The sequence below is a fragment of the Pedobacter nyackensis genome (genome assembly GCF_032678475.1).
GTDB lineage: Bacteria > Bacteroidota > Bacteroidia > Sphingobacteriales > Sphingobacteriaceae > Pedobacter > Pedobacter nyackensis_A.
This window is the reverse complement of sequence record NZ_JAVTSF010000002.1, coordinates 148,845-168,816: the sequence shown is the minus strand read 5'-3', so window position 1 is coordinate 168,816 and position 19,972 is coordinate 148,845. Positions and strand designations below refer to the sequence as shown.

Annotated in this window: 12 protein-coding genes; 8 read left to right on the top strand and 4 right to left on the bottom strand. The window is 38.9% G+C overall.

What is annotated here, in order from left to right; all coding sequences use genetic code 11:
- Window positions 1–4: 4 nt before the first annotated feature.
- Window positions 5–1,027, bottom strand: coding sequence for a rod shape-determining protein (locus tag R2Q84_RS08315; RefSeq protein ID WP_084291510.1), 1,023 nt, complete (start codon window positions 1,025–1,027; stop codon window positions 5–7).
- An 86-nt stretch (window positions 1,028–1,113) separates the two neighbouring features.
- Window positions 1,114–2,640: a bifunctional phosphoribosylaminoimidazolecarboxamide formyltransferase/IMP cyclohydrolase gene (purH, locus tag R2Q84_RS08310; protein WP_316816079.1), complete on the bottom strand. Its 1,527-nt coding sequence runs from the start codon at window positions 2,638–2,640 to the stop codon at window positions 1,114–1,116.
- A gap of 376 nt (window positions 2,641–3,016) precedes the next feature.
- Here purH and R2Q84_RS08305 point away from each other — a divergent pair, with 376 nt between their 5' ends.
- The gene (locus R2Q84_RS08305; protein ID WP_316816078.1) at window positions 3,017–3,577 is read left to right on the top strand and encodes an RNA polymerase sigma factor; all 561 of its coding nucleotides are present in this window, start codon (window positions 3,017–3,019) and stop codon (window positions 3,575–3,577) included.
- A 71-nt stretch (window positions 3,578–3,648) separates the two neighbouring features.
- Here the strand turns inward: R2Q84_RS08305 and R2Q84_RS08300 are convergent, their stop codons facing one another.
- The gene (locus R2Q84_RS08300; protein ID WP_316816077.1) at window positions 3,649–5,079 is read right to left on the bottom strand and encodes a Gfo/Idh/MocA family oxidoreductase; all 1,431 of its coding nucleotides are present in this window, start codon (window positions 5,077–5,079) and stop codon (window positions 3,649–3,651) included.
- 419 nt (window positions 5,080–5,498) lie between these two features.
- Here R2Q84_RS08300 and R2Q84_RS08295 point away from each other — a divergent pair, with 419 nt between their 5' ends.
- From R2Q84_RS08295 to R2Q84_RS08280, 4 genes are all read left to right on the top strand, one after another.
- The gene (locus R2Q84_RS08295; RefSeq protein WP_316816076.1) at window positions 5,499–6,650 is read left to right on the top strand and encodes a FecR family protein; all 1,152 of its coding nucleotides are present in this window, start codon (window positions 5,499–5,501) and stop codon (window positions 6,648–6,650) included.
- 199 nt (window positions 6,651–6,849) lie between these two features.
- On the top strand, window positions 6,850–10,335 hold the full coding sequence (locus R2Q84_RS08290) for a TonB-dependent receptor (protein ID WP_316816075.1): 3,486 nt from the start codon (window positions 6,850–6,852) through the stop codon (window positions 10,333–10,335).
- Between the two features lie 11 nt (window positions 10,336–10,346).
- Window positions 10,347–12,131 carry a RagB/SusD family nutrient uptake outer membrane protein gene (locus R2Q84_RS08285; protein ID WP_316816074.1) on the top strand — a complete coding sequence of 595 codons (1,785 nt, stop codon included), beginning with the start codon at window positions 10,347–10,349 and terminating at the stop codon, window positions 12,129–12,131.
- 14 nt (window positions 12,132–12,145) lie between these two features.
- The gene (locus tag R2Q84_RS08280) at window positions 12,146–13,042 is read left to right on the top strand and encodes a metallophosphoesterase family protein (RefSeq protein WP_316816073.1); all 897 of its coding nucleotides are present in this window, start codon (window positions 12,146–12,148) and stop codon (window positions 13,040–13,042) included.
- A gap of 12 nt (window positions 13,043–13,054) precedes the next feature.
- On the opposite strand, the gene R2Q84_RS08275 is transcribed toward R2Q84_RS08280, so the two are convergent.
- Window positions 13,055–13,954 carry an AraC family transcriptional regulator gene (locus R2Q84_RS08275; RefSeq protein WP_316816072.1) on the bottom strand — a complete coding sequence of 300 codons (900 nt, stop codon included), beginning with the start codon at window positions 13,952–13,954 and terminating at the stop codon, window positions 13,055–13,057.
- 219 nt (window positions 13,955–14,173) lie between these two features.
- Here R2Q84_RS08275 and R2Q84_RS08270 point away from each other — a divergent pair, with 219 nt between their 5' ends.
- The 3 genes from R2Q84_RS08270 (at window position 14,174) to R2Q84_RS08260 (ending at window position 19,951) form a co-directional block, all read left to right on the top strand.
- Entirely contained in the window at window positions 14,174–15,520 is a 1,347-nt protein-coding gene (locus R2Q84_RS08270) for a sugar porter family MFS transporter (protein WP_316816071.1), read from the top strand.
- Window positions 15,521–15,568: 48 nt separating this feature from the next.
- Window positions 15,569–18,883, top strand: coding sequence for a DUF5107 domain-containing protein (locus tag R2Q84_RS08265; RefSeq protein ID WP_316816070.1), 3,315 nt, complete (start codon window positions 15,569–15,571; stop codon window positions 18,881–18,883).
- Between the two features lie 144 nt (window positions 18,884–19,027).
- On the top strand, window positions 19,028–19,951 hold the full coding sequence (locus R2Q84_RS08260; RefSeq protein ID WP_316816069.1) for a LytTR family DNA-binding domain-containing protein: 924 nt from the start codon (window positions 19,028–19,030) through the stop codon (window positions 19,949–19,951).
- Window positions 19,952–19,972: the final 21 nt, after the last annotated feature.

Sequence of the window (19,972 nt, the reverse complement as noted above, 5' to 3'; positions counted from 1 at the left end):
CATTTTACTGCATTAAAAATTTAAATCCGCCAATGTTTTTCAGAGCGATTCCTGTTCCGCGAACAACTGCACGAAGTGGATCTTCGGCTACGTGAACCGGAAGTTTTGTTTTTGCCGCTACACGTTTGTCTAAGCCACGTAGTAATGCACCACCACCAGTTAAATATATACCAGTCTGGTAAATATCAGCTGAAAGCTCAGGAGGAGTAATCTCCAATGCTTTAAGGATTGCTTCTTCGATTTTCGAAATAGATTTGTCCAGACAGTGTGCAATTTCTGTATAAGATACGGTGATCTGCTTAGGTACACCGGTCATTAGATCTCTTCCCTGTACAGCGAAATCTGAAGGTGGATCCTGAAGTTCAGGTAATGCCGCACCTACTTCAATTTTGATTTTTTCAGCAGTACGGTCACCAATCATGATGTTGTGCTGGCGACGAATGTAGTTTACAATATCAGAATCGAAGTTATCTCCCGCAACTCGGATAGATTGATCGCATACAATACCAGATAAAGCAATAACCGCAATTTCAGTAGTACCACCACCGATATCGATAATCATATTGCCCATCGGTTCCTCTACATCAATACCAATACCTACGGCAGCAGCCATTGGTTCGTGGATCAGATACACCTCTTTGGCGCCAGCAATTTCTGCCGAATCTCTTACCGCACGTTTTTCAACTTCGGTAATACCTGAAGGGATACAAATTACCATTCTTAAAGAAGGGAACATCCATCCTTTACCACCGTTTAACATACGGATCATTCCTTTAATCATGGCTTCTGCAGCATTGAAATCTGCTATTACACCATCTTTAAGGGGTCTAACGGTACGGATATTATCATGGGTCTTACCTTCCATTTGCATGGCTTGTCTCCCGATTGCAATAATTTTATTTGTTTGTCTGTCAAAAGCAACGATTGAAGGTTCATCAACTACTACTTTGTCATTATGTATAATCAAGGTGTTTGCCGTGCCTAAATCGATAGCAACCTCTTGTGTAAACCAATTAAATAGACCCATCTATAGGTGATAATTTAAGTATTAATAATTCTATGTACTATATAATGTAAAACTACGGCTTTTTATTGTATTAGCAGACAAATAAATTAGTGTTTGAAATGGCGTACTCCTGTAGTAACCATCGCAATTCCTTTTTCATTAGCCATGTTTATAGAATCTGCATCTTTAATTGAACCACCTGGTTGTAATACAGCAGTAATACCAGCTTCGGCTGCAATTTCTACGCAATCAGGGAAAGGGAAAAATGCATCAGAAGCCATAACAGAACCTTTTAAATCGAAATTGAAAGCTTCAGCTTTAACAATTGCCTGTTTTAAAGCGTCAACTCTTGAAGTCTGACCCACGCCGCTCGATAATAACTGATCGTTTTTAACAAAAACGATGGTATTTGATTTGGTATGTTTTACAATTTTATTGGCGAAATAAAGGTCTTTTAATTCTTGTTCTGTAGCAACTTTTTCGGTTACAGCAGTCATTTGTTCAGGACCTTCAATAACTAAATCTTTATCCTGTTCAATTACTCCGTTTAATAATGTCTTAAACTGTTTTTTGCTCAGTTCAACATCATTACGTTGTAAAATCACTCTGTTCTTTTTAGCGCGGAAAAGCTCAACTGCTTCAGGCTGATAAGAAGGTGCAATGAGTACTTCAAAGAATAATTTGTTGATTTCTGTTGCTGTAGCCAGGTCAATTTCTCTGTTGGCAATCAATACACCACCAAATGCTGAAACCGGATCGCATGCAAGTGCTACATTCCATGCTTCTAAGATAGTTGGTTTCGAAGCTACACCACAAGCGTTAGTGTGTTTCAATATTGCAAACGTAGGTGCTTCAAATTCATCAATTAAAGCAACTGCTGCGTCAACATCAACCAGGTTGTTATAAGAAAGTTCTTTACCGTTTAATTTGGTAAACATAGCATCAAGATCACCATAGAATACACCTTGCTGATGTGGGTTCTCACCATATCTTAAAGTTTGTGCCTGGTTTATGCTATGCTTAAATACGTTAAGCGGCTCTTCATTGTTAAAATAGTTGAAGATAGCCGTATCGTAATGAGAAGAAGTATGGAATGCTTTTTTAGCAAAAGCTTTACGTTGTGCTAATGTAGTTTCTCCGTTTTGAGCTTCCAGTTGTTCTTGTAAAGTTGAATAATCATCTTTTGAGGCAAGGATCACTACGTCATTGAAGTTTTTCGCAGCTGCTCTGATTAATGATATACCACCGATATCTATTTTTTCGATGATGTCTGATTCAGAACCACCAGCTTTAACTGTTTCTTCGAAAGGATACAAGTCAACAATTACCAGATCAATTTCCGGAATTTCATATTGTGCAATTTGCTCCTGGTCTGATCCAAGTGCTCTGCGATTTAAAATACCACCAAAAACTTTTGGGTGTAATGTTTTTACTCTTCCTCCTAAAATTGAAGGGTAACCCGTAAGGTCTTCAACAGCAGTAACAGGGATATTCAGGTCTTTAATGAACTGTTCGGTACCTCCGGTAGAGAATAATTGTACACCTTGCTGAGCAAGTAAGCGAACTAATGGTTCTAAACCATCTTTGTAATAAACTGAAATTAAAGCGTTTTTGATCTTTATGGATTGACTCATTGGAGAAAAATTTTGAGCCGCAAAGTTACCTGTTTTTCTTTTATTGTCAAATGATTATTTGTGGTATTGTAAACTAGGTTTCATTGATCCTTTAACATGAATTTAAAGGCTCGGATTATACAAACATTTATCTGTCTTTTTTTGCCTTATTTATTTTGTTTTATCAAGTAATAATAAATAGCTTAGGTATATATAAAGTGAGGAGATAAAAAACTAACTATTTTAAAATATTGATAGAAATACTGTAAAGAAACAAGGGACAATGAGATCTTATTTTAAAGTTTATGATAAATTAACAAGGAGTAGCTTAATTTGAACTGTGAATCATTTTTGTAATTACCGCTGCAACTATATTAAATGAAGAGTCAAAACTATTATGCATAACAAATTGGACGGCAACTTTTTTCTGTTAGTTAAATCCGACAAAAACCGGGCATTTCAAGTTGTATTTGATGCCTATTGGAATGTACTTTATAAGCAGGCCTATAAAAAGGTTCAATGTAATGATACTGCGAAGGATTTGGTTCAGGATGCCTTTTTGTTACTTTGGAATAAGATTGATGTACTGGATTCGGAAGGTTGTGTTTTGGCTTATCTATATGCGATACTTAGAAATAATATTCTTAAGCTCTACGAAAAGAATGAGGTGAGAGCCAGACATGCGATTCACATCACCGCAAAAGAAGTTCCGTCTGATGCCTATGCGCAGGATGCTATCCTGGAAAAGGAATTGAAAGCTATTATAGACAAGGAGGTGGAGGCTATGCCACCACGCATGCGTGAGATCTATTTGCAGAAGAAAGACGATGACCTCTCCATTAAACAAATTGCCGTCAATCTTTCTTTGTCCGAACAGACTATTAAAAATCAATTGCAAACGGCCTATCAACGCTTAAGGGTAAGAGCCAGGAACTATGTTCATTTTTTGTTTCTATAAAAAACCCTCTCTACTTTACGTAAAGAGGGTCTGTACTTCAGAAGATGATCGAGCTAATAAATGCCCTACTTTCAAAATACCCTATAATCGCCGGTCAAAAATTTATTGGCTTTTTCTTCTTTGAACTTGGCGTTTTCGGCATCCCAATGTAAGGTTTCTCCTGGGAAGCGCCCTGCAATTGTTCCCAGAAGGATCGTTTCCGTTAACCGTGAGGCATAATCAAAAGACGCCGAACATTTCGCTTTTCCCAAACAAGCATCTACAAATTCGTGGTAGTGCTTAGCCCCTTCGGTGTCGTAATCCCGGATGGGCTCACCTAGATTGTGCTCTTTGGTCAGTTTGGCAATTTCTTCCGAAATATCAACATACTTCCCCTTGACAATTTTCTTTGGCAGTTGCATAAAATGGGGCAACAACAAACGTCCCTTACTACCCACAAACATCGCTCCCTGTTCTGGCAACTCATGTTCGCCTGCAATCATGGGATCAAGGGATACTTTTCCTGCACTATCTGCTGCTGTGTTCTGTTGCTTTTTATTGGCTTGGGTATCCATGCCTGGGAGCATAAGGTCTTCGTTCAATGCCGGTGCACCCTGGCCGTCGTACCATATCCATTTTAAGGTCTTGGCTGTATATTTGGTACGAGGAAACTCGTAGGTTACCTTATTATGTTCGGGAAAACCGAACCCGTTGGCTGGTCGGCATTCGTTGGTGATGGTTCGCGGAACATCCAGTTGCAAGGCATTGTAAGGTGTATCAAAAATATGCACCCCCATATCGCCCAAGGTACCACAGCCATAGTCCATCAATTTCCTCCAGGTTCCAGGGTGATACATCCCTTCTTTATAGGGTCTCTTTTGGGAGGTTCCAGCCCATAGGTTCCAGTCCAAATATGCTGGGATCGGATCCTCACCTTGAGGAGGAGGACCGTCGTAACCATGGTTCTTTGGCGACCAGGCGTGTACGGTATGAACCTTCCCAATAATGCCGGATTGGATTAAAAGTGTGGCCAGTTTGTAATCATAAAAAGAGTGCACCTGAATACCCATCTGAGTAACCAATGCTTTTTCGGTAGCGAGTTTGTTCATTTCCCGCGATTCAGACACATAGTGGGTAAGCGGCTTTTGGCAATAAACGGCTTTGTTCATCTGCATGGCTAACATAGAAGCTGGGGCGTGCGTATGATCAGGTGTGGATACGATGACCGCGTCTATTTCATGGCCTAGTTCCTTCATCATCACACGATAATCAGAAAATACGCGGGCCTTAGGGTGAAGTTGGTGTGCGGCGGATAAATTTCGGGCATCTACGTCGCAAAGGGCCACCACATCAACACTCGCATGGGATGAGATAGCCTGTAGATCTGCGGCTCCCATGTTTCCGACACCGATATGGGCGGTTCGCAGTCGCTCCCCCTTTAAGGAAGCTCTCAACAGAGAAGGGGCTAGTATGATCCCCAGGGCTCCTATAGCACTCGTTTTTAAGAATTCGCGTTTGTTCATATTTTATTATTGATTGATTATAATTTTTATCTTAATATTTCGGGGCCAGATTGGGCTCGCATGATCCTGTAATGCAATGTATCTATCTATTAAGCTTTTTTACAATTCGTATTTGGTTCGCTAAATGATGACCGGCGGATATGGCATTTCCGATTTCTTCAATAGTCAGCAAATCAAAGCCTATCCTCCTTAATTGGGTAGATGGTAAAATCTGTATCACCAATGTCCTGTAGGGTAAATATGCACATTGCAACTATTTAAAACAAATAGATCGCAAAAAAAGTGGTGGATTATAGATTGAAAAAATAGTTGGAGGATAACATAGAAAAATAAGCGCAAAGGATACTTTTTTTTAAAAAAAAAATTAGCGTATAGTACTTTTTCCATTGGTGTCGGATATATAGGAAAAGGCAATTATTTTGGATACTGAAAAACTAAAATTTTTATTAAAAAAGTATAATGACCAAACTGCATCTCCTGAAGAAATCAGGATAGTGGAAGATTGGTATGAACGGGTGAATGGAGAGGAACCGAAAATTAGCGTCGAAGATTTAGCAGAACTAAAAGGAGCTATCTTCTCTCACGTCGAAAAGCATATCGGGCATAAGGTTGGAGATGCGAAGAAAAATAACAAGTTTAAGATCCATCATAATACGTTTGTTAGAGCCGCAGTTTTCATTGGTTTACTTCTAGGTGTCGCATATTTGTTTTTTATAAAACCAAAGGCTGATGTAAATCCTCCAGTAATCGCTGCACAGGGAATTCAACCTGGGGGCGATAACGCTATTTTACAGTTGGCTAATGGCACTAAGGTTGTCCTCAATAGTGTATCCGACGGACAGATTTCAAATCAACATGGCATCAAGGTAACGAAAACAAAAGATGGAGAGTTAGTTTACAGCATGATCGATCAGCCCAATACAAAACTTGCTCAGATAAATACGGTAAGTACACCACGCGGAGGACAGTACCATTTGATCCTGGCAGATAAAACTGAGGTATGGCTCAATGCTGGTTCATCGATTACTTTCCCCGCTGCATTTTTAGGTAGTGAAAGAAAAGTTGAGATAACGGGCGAAGCATATTTTGAGGTGTCTAAAGACAGATCGAAGCCTTTTATTGTGCGTGCCAGACAATCTGAAGTAACCGTATTAGGGACTCATTTTAATATCAATGCATATGATGATGAGGAGATAGAGACCACCACCTTATTAGAAGGGGCGGTTAGAGTGAAACTAAATGATCAAACGGCATTATTGAGACCAGGACAACAGGCTGGTGTAAGGAAAAGCTCCAACCGTATTAATGTTATTGAGGTTGAGGATGCAGATGGTATAGTGGCCTGGAAAAACGGATATTTTCAGTTCGATGGCACAGATGTTACTGCGTTGATGCGACAAATTTCAAGATGGTATGATGTTGATGTTAAATTTAATGGGGAATTGCCTGCTAAACAATATACAGGGAAGATCCCAAGAGGGGTGAGCGTGAAAGAACTAATCGAAATGCTTTCTTATAGCGGTATTCATTGCACAATAAGCAATAATAAAATAATAGTGAATTCTAAATAAAAAACCGAAGCAACTCACCTTAAATTAATGTATATGGAGAAATAGTACAAAGTATATTCAGAAAGGAATCTTCAAAAAAAACGAGAAGTGTTGAGACCACTTCCCGTTTAAATTTTGGGATTATTGCCCTGACAGACAATGTCCTGGTCAGGGAACAAATTTAACTAAGCTATTATGTTTAAACCCCAAATTCAAAACTATGAATTTTTTTACATTCTTTAGTGCTGTATTTAAGTTACAGCGCAAACCAAAGCAATTTATACTGGTTATGAAGCTAACAATACTACTTTTGATTGCAAGCCTGTGCCAGGTTAGCGCAAATGGTTTTAGCCAATCAATAACATTGAAACAGAAAAATGTTTCAATCAGCCTCTTGTTGAAGTCTATAGAGAAACAAAGTGACTATGTTTTTTTATACGATAAAACCGAGGTTTTGAAATCCGGGAAGGTATCGATAGAAGTAGAGGGTGCTTCAATAGAAAAGGTACTCGAACTGTGCCTGATGGATCAGCCTTTAACTTATAAAATCTTTAACCGAACGATTGTTCTTAAAAGAAAAGATACGAGTCCTTTTATCTCGATGTTCGAAAATATTAATGGGCGAATCTTTGATGAAAGTGGTAAACCTGTACAGGGTGCCAGTGTTAAAATTAAAGGTACCGCTGTTACAGCCATTACAGACGTTAATGGTTCATTTACGATCAATGTAAAACCTGACGATATCCTGATCATCACTTATGTGGGTTCAAAAACCCAGGAAGTGGCGGTAGGAAACCGCAAACAGATTGCGATTACATTGAAAGATGATGTAAAAGCGTTGGATGATTTTGTGGTAGTAGGTTATGGTAAGCAAAAAAGAATCAACTTAAGTGGTGCTGTTGATGGAATAACTGCCAAGGAAATAGAGAACAGACCAATCACTAGTATTGGTGCTGGTTTACAAGGATTAATTCCAAACTTAAACATCAGCAATGGAAGCGGACGTGCAAATGATGCATCTGGTTTTAACATCAGGGGAGTAACTACATTAGGTGGATTAGTTGATGGTAAAGGAAAAGATAATTTGTATACCAGTCCTTATATTCTGGTAGATAATGTTCCCTATACTACTGAGGAGTTGAGTCTGCTTAACCCGAATGATATTGAAAGTGTTACTGTGTTAAAGGATGCTGCTTCTGCCGCTATATATGGAGCCAGAGCTTCTTTTGGTGTGGTGTTAATTACAACTAAAACCCCAAAAAACGGGAAATTAAATATCAGTGCTGATGCCTATTATGCCTATAAGGATTTAGGTAAATTGCCTCAGACGATTATTGATCCTTATATTTCTTATACTACTAAGCATGAAGCTGCATATCCATATTATCCTCAGGCATTCAATGATGAGGCGATTAGAGCATATGCGAAAAGAAGATCTGAAGATCCATCTCTGCCCAGTGTTTATTTAAATCCAGCCAATCCGAATCAATGGATTTCAGTGGCATCAACAGATTGGTTTAAAGAGGCATTCAATAAATCATCTCCAAGTTATAATGTCAATCTTAACCTGTCTAAAAAAACTGAAGATTTCGGTTACATGCTTTCAACCGAGTACTTGAGAAATGAAGGGGTAATTAAGGATGCAAATGAGGCTTATGATAGGTATAACATCAGAGGTAAAGTAGATGTTAAGGTCACAAAATGGCTTAGTTTAGGCAATAACATGGCTTTTACCAGATCTAATTATGATGCGCCTACAGCTTCAATGGATAATTTTGAATATTTCTGGGGAATTAACCGTGAAAGTTCATTAGATGCGGTATTCAATCCTGATGGCACTTATACAGCTGCGGGAGCCAACACTCTGGGAAGGGTTCAAAAAGGAGGTCGTACCATTCAGAAATACAATAACTTCCTGACCACATTTAATGCTACAGCAGCAGTGGTTAAAGATTTATTGGATATTAAAGGGGATGTAACCTTCAGACGTAATGTTGGTGTCCGTCATTTTGGTGACTTTAGAGTACCATATAGCTCCGGGCCAAATACACCGGTTAGTTATTCCGGACCAGGTACGTCATATGTTGGTATAAATAATGCTGAAACTAATAACAACATTATTAACCTTTATGCTGACCTTCATAAAACAGCAGGTAAACACTTTTTTCAAGCTTTACTAGGGTATAATCAGGAGTATCGATACGACCAGTGGTCTGAAGTTAAAAAAACAGGATTAATCAGTAATAACCTGCCTAGTATAGCCTTAGCTACAGGTGTATCTGAAACGAAGGAGAGTATCAATGATTGGGCGGTAAGGGGAATTTTTTACCGTTTAAATTATATATTTAATGATAAATATATTGCGGAGTTTAATGGACGTTATGATGGAACATCTAAATTTCCAGAAGGTGACAGATGGGGTTTCTTCCCATCAGCATCTGTCGCATGGGTAGCATCTAATGAAAGTTTTCTGAAACCTATTACTAGTAGTTTAAAGCTGGATGTTTTAAAATTCAGAGCATCGTATGGTTCATTGGGTAATCAGAATGTTGATGCCTACTCTTATATAGCTAATATGGAGTCTAAACCAATTAAACAGGTATTAGATGGTGGTGTACCGCAAGCTGTTTACCAACCTAAGCCGGTTTCTGCCAGTCAGACCTGGGAAAAGGTATCTACCGTCAATTTTGGGGTAGATATGAGCTGGTTTAACAATAGACTGAATGTTAATTTCGACAAGTATACCCGTTACACAGATGGAATGTTAATTCCAGGGAAAACCTTGCCGGGTGTTTTTGGTGCAAAGCCACCTGTTCTTAATGCTGCAGACTTAAAAACAAAGGGATGGGAAGTACGTGTTGGCTGGAAAGATGTGGCCACAGTAGCACAAAGTCCATTCTCTTACGGATTTAGTCTGAATGTAGCAGATAGCCGTTCGTATATTACCAGATTTGATAATCCTTCGAAGATGATAACTGATTACTATGTAGGTCAGGAACTCGGAGAATTGTGGGGATTAGAAACTGAAGGGTTTTTCCAGAACGAAGCAGAACTTGCCAGTCATGCTAACCAACAAATGTTCGTTTCTGATGATGCAGGGGGTACTTTTGGTGTTGGAGATTTGAAGTGGAAAGATCAGAATAACGATGGCTTTATCACCAAAGGAAAAAATACGGCTGACGACCACGGTGATTTGATCAGAATTGGGAATACCAGTCCACGATATACTTTTGGTGGTGATTTTAATGTGGGTTGGAAAGGGTTTGACGTACGTGCATTCTTTATGGGGGTAGGCAAGAGGGATTTTTATCCAAGAAATAATAACGTTTATTTCTGGAGTGTTTATGCTCAACCATGGACAAATCCTACCGTACAAGCTATGGATAGGTGGTCTCCGTCAACTCCTAATGCTTATTTTCCTCGTCTTAAATCTTATATCGCAGAAGATGTGTCAGAATTGGGTTATCCTCAAACCAAATATCTTCAGAATTTTTCTTACATAAGACTTAAAAATCTAACTGTAGGTTATTCTATACCTCAGACTGTTGTAAACAAACTTCAGTTAAGCAGGGTGCGAATCTATTTTAGTGGCGAGAATCTCTTCGATAAGTCAGGCGTAAAATTCAATCTGGATCCGGAAGCAATGAGTGGTAACATCTACCCATTCCAGAAAACGTTCTCATTTGGCCTTAATGTAACACTTTAATTTATCGCATCATGAAATTTAATAGATTAATATATATAGCATTGGTTTTATCTGGAGTATCAGTTAGCAGCTGTAAGAAAGATTTTCTTCAGAGAGACCCACAAACTTCCATTACTAAACCTCTGTTTTTTCTTACGACGACAGATTTAGAGACCTATACCAACGGGTTTTATGAAAATTTGCCAACTCCTCTGAATGATATGAACTCTGATAACATAGCTACACATAATGTAACTGTGGAAACAGATCAGTTGGTTCGTGGACAGATTTCTCAGGATACTTATGGAGGCTGGGATTATGACGATTGGAAAAAGCTGAGAGCAATTAATTATATGCTTAGCAATCTGGATCAGGTTGCCGGTACGCAGCCAGAGATTGATCATTATGTAGGGATTGCGCGGTTTTTCAGAGCCATGTTTTATTTCGATAAAATTAAGAAGTATAGCAATGTTCCATGGTACACTACGGCACTTGAAGACAAAGATCCGGACTTATATAAAGGTCAGGATCCGAGAGCATTTGTGGCGGATAAAGTTTTAGAAGATCTACAGTTTGCTGCAGATCATATTAAGGCTAGCGAAAAAAATACCAGAATTACTAAATGGGCAGCGCTGACCTTGTTATCTCGCTTTGCGCTACATGAAGGTACATTTAGAAAGTATCATAGTGAGCTTAACTTAACTAATGATTATACCCGGTTTTTGAATATTGCAGTTGACGCGAGTAGTAAAGTTATGACCGAAGGTGGTTTTATTATTTTTGGTAATGGTTCCGCGGATTATGCCAGTCTTTTCAATGCTACTAGTTTATCAGGAAACAAAGAAATCATTTTATGGAAAGATTTCGATCCAGCTTTAAATGTAAGTCATGGCGCTTCGCTGGTATTGAACTTTAATTTTGCACTAAGCAGAAGTTTAGCAGATTCATATTTGAATACCGATGGAACACCATTTACAGATTTTACCAAACCTTTTGCTCATTTGTTTGATAATCGTGACCCAAGGATGATGGCTACGATAAACTACCCGGGTTGGGCGCAGTTTGGTGGGGCTGCTCTGAACAGGATCAATCCAACAATGGGTGGATATGGTCAGATTAAGTTCTATCCATCCAGAGGAGACTTAAATCAGGGTTACGAAAAACAGTACAATGACATTCCTGTATTTCGTTTAGCCGAAGTGTTGTTAATCAATGCCGAAGCAAAAGCGGAATTGGGAACAATCAATCAGTTGGATTTAGACAAGACTGTGAATTTGCTAAGAAAAAGAGTTGGGATGCCGAACATGAATATGGGCGTAGCTTTAGACCCTGCACTTGTTACACTTTATCCTAATGCGACAGCAAATAATTTAAGTGTATTGCTGGAAATCAGAAGAGAGAGAAGGGTGGAATTAGCTTGCGAAGGTTTGAGATATGATGACTTGATGCGCTGGAAAGCAGGTAAGCTTATTCAGAATAGTCAGCAAGGTATTTACGTTCCGGCTTTAGGTGCTTACGACGTAACTGGTGATGGTGTAGTGGATATTGCAATACTTGCCTCAGTTAATGATGAAAGTCCTATTGCAAACGTGCCTGAACCTGTTAAAACTGCATTGACTAAATATTACCTGAAAGATGCTGGTGGAAGAGATAATACTTTTTACTTATCAGGAGGTAACTCAGGTTTTATTTCGTTCACAAGAGATCGTGAATTTCCTAGAACTTTTATTGAACCAAAATATTACTATCGTCCAATTCCACGGCAACAAATATTGCTGAATGATAAGCTTAAGCAAGTATTTGGTTGGGATCAATAAACATTAAACCCTAAATGAAAAGAAGAAATTTTCTTAGAAATTCGGCTTTATTGGGTGTAACAGGTGTTCTTCCTGTTGGAGCTGCTATGGCAGTTCCAGCAGGAGAAAAACCTGTTTTAACGATTGCCCATATTACCGACGTTCATATTACTGCTGGTGGAGATGTGCCGATAAGAGCAGAAAGGAGTCTTAAGGAAGTGCTTAAGCATAAAATTGATTTTATACTCAATGGTGGTGATTCTATTGGTGATGCCTCCTATGATAATGTTCCGAGAAGTCAGGTAACTGAACAATGGGCAGTGTGGGACAAGTTCATTGGAAAAACAGATCTCAGTGTATATAGTTGCATTGGAAACCATGATATCTGGTGGAAAGCTCCAGATCAGCGAGATGAAATGTATGGGAAGCCTTATGTTGTGAAACGGCTTAAAATTCCGAATCGATATTACAGTTTTAGGAAACAAAACTGGCACTTTATTATATTAGATGGGAATAATAGTGGTATAAAATTAGATCCGGATCAAATGGCCTGGCTGGAAAAAGAATTGGAAGACCTTAAGCCCAACACGCCGGTCCTGATTATGTCCCATTATCCAATTCTTACTGTAACAAATACCTGGGAAGGTGGTCAGCATGGTGATCATAAAGAACTTAAAAAGCTGTTTTATAAGCACCGTGATAAGATTAAAGTGTGTTTAAGTGGCCATCAGCATTTACTTGATGAAGCTGTTTATAACGGGGTTAAATATCACTGTAATGGTTCAATGAGTGGTTTTTGGTGGGGTAAGGGTGACGAAAAATCTGCCCGTCCGTATTTTTATCAGGAAAGTCCACCAGGGTATGCTATTTTGAAATTATATGCCGACGGCAAAATTGAAAATGAGTATATCCCATTGAATTTAGAATCATAAAATCATTGAAACTTATTTTTTGTGCTGTTTTTTATATATGGCCGGGGATACACCAATTACATTTTTAAATAACCTGGAGAAATAATACTGATCATCAAATCCAAGGTCTAAAGCAATTTGCTTAATACTCCTGTCAGTAAAATAAAGGTACTGGCAGGATTTTTGGATTTTTAGCTGATTGAAATAATTAATAGGGGATAACCCTGTTTTTTGTTTGAACGAACGTGAATAGTGGGAAATTGATACATTTTGTTGTTTCGCCAGTTGCTCAATACCCGGGGTTTCATGAATGTGTTGTTTCATAAAAGTTATAGAGCTGCTGATGGAATCCGTATTGTACACTTCAGGGTGACTTTCTTTATAATAGATAAAAGAGGAGATAAAATGGAGCAGGTTGAAATTAGCCGCTTCCATTTCCTTATCATTAAAGCTATGCTCCATGATGGAGTAGATTTCTTCAAAAAACTTAATCCTGTTTTCATCATAAGGAATTGTCTGTGCAGTCGGTTTGCCGGCTTCCGAATACCGTTCATAAATATTTTCCGACAGTAAGCCCGTAAAATGTACCCAGTAGATCGTCCAGGGGGTCGTTTCAGAGCTATGGTAACGGTGAGAAATGTTTTTTGGAATAATAAAAAAAGTATTAGGATGAAGTTCATGGCGCTGATCGTCTATATAAATGCAGCCAGCTCCGTCTACGCAATAGATAAAAATGTATTGATTACTACCTGTTTTTCTTTCCCGCTCATGATTCAATGCCTTGGGGTAATGGCCGATTGCAGTTAAGTAAAAATTTTTAGTCAGTGGGTTCTTGCTGATTTTGCGCTTGATGTTTGGAGGCAACACAATCATTCGCTGTCCAATAAACCCTTCTTTTACAGATTTTTTTTGCTCAATGACTGGATGTCCCATTGGTTTTTTTATTGGATAAATGGTTAGGTTCTTTGTATGATATGCTAATCTAAACAATTTATTAAATACGTGATAAATTTTAGGAACCTGTTGATCGTATTATCCATTATTAAGATCGAAAAATCCATTTTATATAAACGCATTATAGCGACTTTTGAAATTACTGAATTGATCAATGATATCGATTGAATAAACCATAAATACGCATACATTCATTATATGAGATCTGAAAAAAATACTTTTAATCACCACTACATAGTTGGCATCTCTTTTATATCTGCATTGGGAGGTTATCTCTTCGGCTTTGATTTTGCAGTCATATCGGGAGCACTACCTTTTTTAAGGACGCAATTTATGCTCGATGCCTGGTGGGAAGGTTTTTTGACAGGTTCACTCGCACTGGGATGTATTGTGGGCTGTTTAATTGCCGGGAAAATAGCTGACCGGTACGGCAGGAAACCAGGATTGATCCTGGCTGCTTTAATTTTTGCCCTGTCTTCTATCGGAATTGCCTATTCTTCCGGGCTCACTTATTTTGTAGTGATGCGCTTTGCTGCGGGAATAGGCGTAGGAATGGCTTCGATGTTATGTCCGATGTATATTGCTGAAGTTTCTCCTGCAGAAGTCAGAGGGCGTAATGTAGCTATCAACCAACTTACCGTAGTGATAGGTATATTGGTGACCAATCTGGTAAATTATTTTCTAGCAGAGACTGGTCCTGATGCCTGGAGGTGGATGTTTGGTTTGGGGACAGTACCTTCAGTTATTTTCCTGGTAGGCGTTTTATGGCTCCCTGAAAGTCCGAGATGGTTATTAAAAGATGGACAGGAAGAAAAGGCGAAAATCGTATTAAATAAAATTGGTTCTGCTTCATTTGCAGAAACCACAGCCAGTGCCATTCAAAAATCTTTGGAAGGAACTAAAAAACAATCCTATAGCGCCGTGTTTCATAAGAGCGTGAGGCCGGCAGTAGCTGTCGGGGTTACGCTGGCAGTATTTCAACAGTTCTGTGGAATCAATGTGGTATTTAATTATACCTCTACCATCTTTGAATCCGTAGGAGCGAATTTAGATCGTCAGTTGTTTGAAACAGTCGCTATTGGTATTGTAAACCTTGTTTTTACATTGCTGGCCATGTGGCAGGTTGATAAGCTTGGTCGCAGACCACTCATGTTACTGGGTTCGCTGGGCTTATCGGTTGTCTACATTATCCTTGCTTTCCTGCTTCAGAACCATTATCCAGCAGGTATGGTATCCATCTTTGTCCTGCTGGCGATCAGTATGTACGCTATTTCACTCGCTCCGGTAACCTGGGTATTGATCTCAGAGATCTTTCCCAATAGAATTAGAGGTGTCGCCTCTTCTGTAGCGATCGTATCCTTATGGGCAGCTTATTTTATCCTTGTATTTACTTTCCCAATTTTAGCCGAAAAACTCGGGACATACGGTCCGTTTTATCTATATGCCGGAATCTGCTTCCTTGGATTTTTATTTGTACTGAGGAAGGTAAAGGAAACAAAAGGTCAGACACTTGAAGAACTGGAGGGTAATTTAGTAAGACATTAAGGCTTATTCTAACCCGTCAAATATTTTTTATACAAAACAGAATTGCTAATGGAAAACTCGACTGTAAAGGTTTGGGAAGAGAAAGTTATGATACCTACCTACGGTGTCGGAAAGCCTGAAAAGAACCCTATGTTTTTTGAAAAACGTATTTATCAGGGAAGTAGTGGGGTTGTGTATCCAAATCCGGTAATTGAGAAAATTTATGATGAAAAGAAAAATAAAGAATATCGGGGGCTGTTCTTAGAGAATGATTATCTGAAAATAATGATCCTTCCCGAACTTGGGGGAAGAATTCATATGGCCTATGATAAGATAAAAGAACGGCATTTTATCTATTATAACCAGGTGATAAAACCTGCGTTGGTTGGGTTGACCGGTCCGTGGATATCAGGAGGTATAGAGTTTAACTGGCCTCAACATCATCGTCCAAGTACTTTTGATGCCATTGACTATAAGCTGGAAGAACATAGCGATGGTAGTAAAACCGTTTGGGTAAATGAAATTGAGCAGATGTTCCATACCAAGGGAATGGCCGGCTTTACTTTGTATCCTGATAAAGCATATATTGAAATCAAGGCCAAGCTATTAAATCGTTCGTCCTTACCGCAAACATTTTTATGGTGGGCTAATCCTGCTGTTAAGGTGAATGATCATTATCAATCCGTATTCCCATCAGATGTAAATGCCGTTTTTGATCATGGTAAGCGTGATGTTTCTGAATTTCCAATAGCCAAGGGTACCTATTATAAGGTAGATTATTCGCCGGGTACCGATATCTCTATGTATAAGAATATACCTGTTCCAACTTCTTATATGGCTATTAATTCCGATTATGATTTCGTAGGCGGATATGAACATGATACACAGGCAGGTGTATTACATGTTGCGAATCATCATGTTTCGCCGGGCAAAAAACAATGGACATGGGGACATAGTGATTTTGGACAGGCCTGGGATAGAAACCTGACAGATGAAGATGGACCGTATATTGAATTGATGACGGGGGTGTTTACAGACAATCAGCCCGATTTTACCTGGCTGTTTCCAAATGAAGAAAAGAGCTTCACACAGTATTTTCTTCCATATGTTGAACTCGGAGTGGTGAAAAATGCCACTAAAGATATTCTTTTAGCCATTAATAAGAAGGGCGACCAGGTTGGCATAAAGATTTACGTGACTTCCCTGCAAAAGGACTTAACTGTTCAATTGTCGCATGGTGATACTATATTTTTAAAGGAAGAGGTTACCATCGATCCTCGTACGATTTACAATAAAGAGATTAAAATTGACCATAGCATACCAGAAGAAGAATTGTTGCTGCAGGTATTTGCTCATGGTAAGGAAGTGATTAGGTACGAACCGGCATTAAATCGGAAAAATGATATTCCGAAGCCGGCAAAACCGGCAGTTGAGCCAGATGAGGTGGAAAGCAATGAACAATTATTTCTTACAGGTCAGCATCTTGAACAGTATCGTCATGCAACTTATAGCCCTGTTCCTTATTATGAAAAGGCACTGGAGCGCGATCCTCACGATTCCAGGTGTAACAATGCATTAGGTTTATGGTATTTACGCAGGGGGCAGTTTGAAAAAGCGGAACCTTATTTTAATAAGGCGATTGCAACAATTTCGCAAAGAAATCCAAATCCATATGATACGGAAGCCTACTATAACCTTGGTATGTGCCTTAAATTTCTGGATCGTCCGGTTGATGCTTATAAGGCCTTCTATAAATCTACATGGTCGAAGGCATGGAAAGACAGTGGTTTTTTTGCAGTGGCGCAAATAGATATGGCCAATAAGCACTTTGATCTGGTGTTGCAGCATACAGAGCTCGCTATCGAAAATAATGCAAACAATAGTAAAGCTTATGTGCTACAGGCTGCAGCCTATAGAGAAACCGGGCAATACGAGCTGGCTTTATCAGTGACGGCCTTAGCTTTGCAAAAAGACCCTTTTAACCTGGGGGCGATGTACGAACAATGTCTTTGTTTTAGTATACTAAAGCGATTGGATAGAGAAGAACATGTATTAAATCAACTTTTGCAATTGTCAAGGGGAGAGAGCCAGAACTTTATTGAGTATGCGTTAGATTATGCTGCCGCAGGTATGTATCTGGAAGCATATAATTTTTTGAAAAATGCACTGACCTTTTCAAAGGCTAATCCGATGGTATTTTATGCCCTGGCTTCATTTAGCTATTATTTAGGAAATGAAGAGGAGGTAAAAGTCTGGCTTAATAAAGCGGCTGTTGCAGACTCCTATCTGTGTTTTCCTAATCGCCTGGAAGATATTAATATTCTGAAACTAGCCATTCGCCTTAATCCTGTTGACGCAAAGGCGCCTTATTACCTCGGGAATCTGTATTATGATAAGAGACAATATACAGAAGCAATTAATAACTGGGAACTTTCTGAGCAACTGGATGCTAAATTTCCAACGGTTTTGAGGAACCTTGGTATTGCTTATTATAACAAGGTAAAAGATCCTGCTAAAGCACTGAAGTATTTTGAAAGGGCCTTTGAACTGGATAAAACCGATGCAAGGATACTGATGGAATTGGATCAACTGTACAAACGCCTGAACAGGAGCCCGCAGGAACGGGCCGCATTTTTAGAACAGCATATTGATGTGGTAGCCGAAAGAGATGACCTTTATCTGGAGTGGATTGCTATATTGAATTTTAACGGTGAATTTGAGAAAGCATATGATCTGATCATGAACAGGAAATTTCACCCCTGGGAGGGAGGAGAAGGAAAAGCTTCCGGGCAATATGTATATAGCTTAATTCAAATTGCAAAAAGCCATTTGGCGCATGGAGCTTTTGAACAAACTATCGTCTTATTGGAAAGCGCACAAACGTACCCGCACCACCTTGGAGAGGGTAAACTGTTTGGAGCACAGGAAAACGATATTTTCTATTGGCTGGGTTGTGCATACGAAGGACTGAATGACCATGAAACTGCAACCGGATATTTTAAAAAGGCCACTCTTGGTTTGGCTGAACCATCGGCAGCCATGTTCTATAACGACCAGCAGCCTGATCAGATATATTATCAAGGTCTGGCCTGGAAGAAATTAGGGCAAAATGAAAATGCCGAAAAGGTTTTTAATGGCTTGGTTAATTATGCGAATAGCCATGTAAACGATGAAGTTAAAATGGACTATTTTGCTGTATCCTTACCAAATCTGCTCATTTTTGATGATGAATTGAAGACCAGAAATATGGTTCACTGTTATTTTATTGAAGGATTGGGTAAACAGGGATTAAACAGAATAAAGGAAGCACAAGAAGCATTTTCTAAGGTATTGTTGTTGGAAGCAGATCATCAGGGTGCCAGGACACAACTGAGTGTTTTGTAACAATAATTTAAAAGAGCTGGTTTCAGGCTGTACAGTATAAAAGGATTAATACTAATTCTTGTTTACCATACTGCCTGAAATTATTTTTGTTTCACTATAATCTAAAAAAATGATTAAATTCAATAAAGTATTTAATCATGCTCTATGTCGGGAACTACTTCTTATAAGGCGAATTCTATCTTTAAAACGGTGCTGGAAAGCCGCTTTTCCTTACTGAATACTTCTGTTAATAAAATTATATTTATTAGCCTGGTTACTATTTTAAGCCTGCTTTTCATGTATACTTTTGTTCCTTTTAATATCAATAGGTGGTTTGATGTTAGCAATTTTACCCTGTTAAAGTTTTTCAGCCTCTTTTCATTTGCAGGAACATTAACGCTTTTGTTTACCCAATTCGGGTTGCGGAAATGGCTTCGGTTAAAGTACCTGAATTATGGACAGTATTTCTTCTTTTTTATTGGAGAAATAATGATTTTAACAATCGGTATTATGGTTTGTGATTGGATCATTGACAATCACCCATCTTTTTCCCTTAGTAATTATCTGGATACTTTTAGCTACGCATTGCTGACTGCCATTCCTCCTTATGTGATTTCATTGCTGATTTTATTTGGCGCAGAACAATATAAGCTTGCCCATAACCTATCTATTCTGGTAACAGAGCCTAAGCCTCTTTCAGATAATCTGCTGATTTGTGATGAGAATGGAAAGGTAATTTTGACTCTGCACCCAAGTAACGTCTTGTTCTTTAAATCGGAAGACAATTACGTTGATGTCTATTACCTTTTGGGAGGAGTGCTGAAAACGGAATTGATCCGTACTACGTTAAAGAAGATTGAGTCTACTTGCAGCTACTCAGGCCTGGTTAGGGTCCATAGGTCTTACACAATTAATATAAAAACTGTTTCTTCTTCAAAAAGAACAGCTAAAGGGTATGCACTTCATTTTGATTCCCTGCCGGATATGCAGATCCCGGTATCAGCTTCGCATCAAAAGCAATTTGAGCAATACTTTGCAAATGTTCCTCAAACCTTAACAAATACCACTATCCCACTCACCCCATTATAGTCGGATTTCGCCCCAAACAGC